The organism is Actinomadura livida, from assembly GCF_014648675.1.
Lineage (GTDB): Bacteria > Actinomycetota > Actinomycetes > Streptosporangiales > Streptosporangiaceae > Spirillospora > Spirillospora livida.
On record NZ_BMRO01000003.1, the window covers coordinates 387,655 to 390,189 of the forward strand.

General features: G+C 77.4%; 2 protein-coding genes and 1 pseudogene. 1 reads left to right on the forward strand and 2 read right to left on the reverse strand.

The annotated features are described in order from the left end of the window. Positions 1-301: pseudogene (locus IEZ03_RS37695) on the reverse strand (hypothetical protein); the annotation flags it as partial. 17 nt (positions 302-318) lie between these two features. Further along, positions 319-1,227 carry a DMT family transporter gene (locus tag IEZ03_RS08425; RefSeq protein WP_229808140.1) on the reverse strand — a complete coding sequence of 303 codons (909 nt, stop codon included), beginning with the start codon at positions 1,225-1,227 and terminating at the stop codon, positions 319-321. Between the two features lie 40 nt (positions 1,228-1,267). On the opposite strand from IEZ03_RS08425, the gene IEZ03_RS08430 reads away from it, so the two are divergent. Beyond that, on the forward strand, positions 1,268-2,535 hold a 1,268-nt coding region (locus IEZ03_RS08430; protein ID WP_229808141.1), incomplete at its 3' end, for an aminotransferase-like domain-containing protein.

Sequence of the window (2,535 nt, forward strand, 5' to 3'; positions counted from 1 at the left end):
ACTTGGCGGGGGGCACCGTTCCGTCCGCCTCGAACGGGCCCGCGTGGAAGTAGACGTCGGTGATCCGGTTCTGCTCCAGGAGGTCGGCGAACGCGCGGTACTCCGCGTCCGTGTGCGGCTCCCCGACCCACTGGTGCCTCGCCCACAGCGCGTTCGCCTCGGTGCCCCGCGCCTCGGGCTCCTGCTGCCACCACACCCAGGCTCCGGCCAGCACGAGGGCTGCGAGGCCCAGCACGTAGGCCGCGGCCCAGCACGTCCACCGGAGAATCCGGCCCAGTACAGCACGCCCCTTTTGCCTCATCGCGCAATGATCTCGGATCATCCGGGCGGTCGGGGAGCCTCCGGTTGATCACGGCGCACCCGCGTCCGCTGGGTGAGGGCCACGCAGACCAGGACGGCCACGGCGGCGAGCGCGGTGGCCGCGTCGATCCGCTCGAAGAGGAGGATCCCCGACCACAGCAGCGTCAGCACCGGCTGGGCCAGCTGCACCTGGCTCGCGCGGGCGATCCCGGCCCGGGCCAGCCCCTCGTACCAGGCGAAGAAGCCGAGGTAGGCGGAGAACACCGCGACGTACCCGAAGCCGAGCGCGGCGCGCCCCGTCCAGTCGGGGCCGGTCGTCACCAGCAGCCACGCGGTCGCGGGGACGGTGACGGGCGCGCAGAGCACGAGCGCCCAGGAGATGACGCGCCAGCCGGGCATGTCCCGGGCCAGCCGCCCGCCCTCGGTGTACCCGATCGCGGCGGAGGCCAGGGCGGCGAACAGCAGCAGGTCGGCGGCGGTGAGGCGGCCGGCGCCGCGCAGCAGGCCGAAGCCGGTGACGCAGGCCGCGCCCGCCGCGCACGCGAGCCAGAACGCGCCGGACGGCCGCTCACCCGCCCGCAGGACGCCGCACACGGCGGTGGCGGCGGGCAGCAGCCCGGTCACGACGGCCGCGTGGGCGGCCGAGGCGCCGTGGTCGAGCGCGAGCGTGCTCAGCACGGGGAACCCGAAGACCACGCCGCCGCCGGCGACCGCGAGCGCCGCCCACTGGCCGCGCCGCGGCGGCCCGGCCCCGGCGGCGAGCAGCGCGATGCCCGCGAGAACGGTCGCGGCGGCCGCGCGGCCGATGCCGACGAGGTACGGGTCGAGGCCCTCCAGCGCGAAGACCGTGCCGGGGAGGGTGAAGGAGAAGACCAGGACGCCGAGGGAGGCGAGCCAGAGACCGGGCCCGGGGGCGGTGTCCGCCACCGGTATCGGCGTGGGGACAGTAGCGCTATCCTTTGTTCTCATGAAAAACGATAGCAGTGTGGCGGTGGTCGCCGACGCACTGCGGGCCGAGCTCCGCCGGCTGGGCCCGGGCGAGCGGCTGCCGTCGAGCAGGGCGCTGGTCGAGCGGCACCGGGTCAGCCCGGTGACGGTGTCGCGCGCGCTGGGCCTGCTCGCCGCGGAGGGCCTGATCGTGACCCGTCCCGGCAGCGGCGCGTTCGCCGCCGACCGCCCCGCGGCGGCCGCCGAACCGGCCGATCTCGGCTGGCAGGCGGTGGCGCTCGGCGACCGCTCGGTGGACTCGGGCGGAGTCTCCTGGCTCCTCACCCCCGCTCCGGAGGGCGCGGTCGCGCTGAGCGGCGGCTACCTGGCCCCCGCCCTCCAGCCGGCCCGCGCGCTGGCCGCGGCGGCGGCGCGGGCGGCCCGGCGCCCGGACGCCTGGGAGGTGCCGCACACCAGCGGGATCCCCGGCCTGCGCGCCTGGTTCGCCCGGACGGTCGGCGGCGCCGTCTCCCCCGGCGAGGTGCTCGTCACCGGCGGGGGGCAGCAGTCGCTGGCGACCGTCCTGCGCGCGCTGCTGCCGCCGGGGGCGCCGCTGCTCGTCGAGTCGCCGACCTACCTCGGCGTCCTCTCGATCGCGCGGGCGAGCGGGCTGCACCCCGTCCCGGTCCCGGTGGACGCGGACGGCGTGCGCCCCGGCCTGCTCGCCGAGGCGTTCGCGATGAGCGGGGCGCGGGCGTTCTACTGCCAGCCCGCCTTCCACAACCCGACCGGCGCCGTGCTGGCCGCCGACCGGCGCGCGACGGTCCTCGACGTGGCCCGCGCGGCGGGCGCGTTCGTGATCGAGGACGACTTCGCGCGGCACCTCGGCATCACCGCGTCCCCGCCGCCCCCACTGGCCGCCGGGGACGCCGAGGGCCGCGTCGTGCACATCGCGTCGCTGACCAAGGCCACCGCGCCCGGCCTGCGGGTCGCGGCGGTCATCGCCCGGGGCCCGGTCGCCGAGCGGATCCGCGCCGCGCAGCTCGTCGGGGAGTTCTTCCCCGCCAGGCCGCTGCAGGAGACGCTGCTGGAGCTCGTCAGCTCGCCGGGCTGGCCGCGGCATCTCCGGTCCGTCCGCACCGCGCTCCGGGCCCGCCGCGACGCGACCCTGGCCGCACTGGCCCGCGAACTGCCGGACCTCCGCGTGAACCGCCCGTCCGGCGGCCTGCACCTGTGGGTGCGGCTGCCGGACGGCACGGACGACGCCGCGCTTGCGGAGGGGGGCCTGCGGGCCGGGGTGGTGGTCAG